This window comes from Bartonella sp. AA1HLJMS, from assembly GCF_042197445.1.
Taxonomy (GTDB): Bacteria; Pseudomonadota; Alphaproteobacteria; order Rhizobiales; family Rhizobiaceae; genus Bartonella.
The window spans coordinates 1-1072 of record NZ_JBHIRW010000216.1 but is presented as its reverse complement, the minus strand read 5'-3'; the positions used below and the strand labels follow the sequence as shown (position 1 = coordinate 1072).

1 protein-coding gene is annotated in these 1072 nt (G+C 40.0%); it reads left to right on the top strand.

Features of this window, described 5'->3' with window-relative positions; genetic code table 11:
• Positions 1-1040: ABC transporter substrate-binding protein (locus tag ACFIQE_RS10715; RefSeq protein WP_375707739.1), on the top strand; the 1040-nt coding region annotated here is incomplete at its 5' end.
• Positions 1041-1072: the final 32 nt, after the last annotated feature.

Here is a 1072-nt window from a genome sequence, read left to right as displayed (position 1 = left end):
ATGGTGATATGGGAAACCGGTATTTGGCAAGCCATTCTGCTTGCGTTGGTCCTTATCAGCTAGAGAGTTGGCGCCCTGGAGAAGGAATTTTGTTGCGTGCAAGCTCCAATTATTGGGGGGAGGCGCCTAAATTGAAGAAGATTTTAATTCGCCATGTTGCGGAACCTGGAACACAACGTTTATTGTTGCAAAAACACGATATCGATGTTGCACGTAATCTGATGCCAGAGGATTTGGCAGATCTCCAAGCAACAACGGATATTAAAGTTGAAAGAGTGTTAGAGCCATCCGTGATCATATGGGGGTTCAATGTGACAAACCCTATTTTTGCCAATGAAAAAGTGCGTTTAGCGATGCGTTATCTTATTGACTATGAAGGACTCGGTAAGACTCTTCTCAAAGATGTTGGTATTCCACGTGCAAGTTTTATTCCTCTTGGTAATCTTGGAGCTTTGGATGAAAAAGAGGGACAACCCTTTAAACTTGATCTCCAAAAAGCAAAGCAACTTTTAACAGAGGCAGGTTATCCGGATGGTTTTGAGGCCAGTATTTTTGCCGGTGCCTCTCCTTATCCTTTTGCTTTGCCTATTGCTCAGTCTCTCCAAGACAATGCAAAAAAGGTGGGGGTGCGTTTTAAAATTGAACGTTTTGTAGGTACGCAATTGTTTTCAAAATTTTATGCGCGTGGTTTTGATACAATTTTTTTCGGATGGAATAATGGCTCTGCGGATCCTCATACAATGGCTTCACGTCTTATTTATAATCCAGATAATCGGCTTGAGGCGAAAAATACAGGCTATGCGAGTTGGTGCCATGGGTATTTGGATGAAACTATGAATCAAAAGGTTCAAGATGCATTGTTTCAAAAAGATCCCAAAAAACGGGCGCAAATGTATGCTGATTTACAACGTGATTTTATGCAGAAAGGGCCTTATGCTTTTATCTATCAGACATATGTTTCTGTAGCGATGACATCTGATGTCAAAAAATGGGTTTGGAATAGTGCACCACGTATTTTTTATAGTGCAATTGAAAAATAAGAAGGTATCAAGTTTATAAAATATAAAAAACA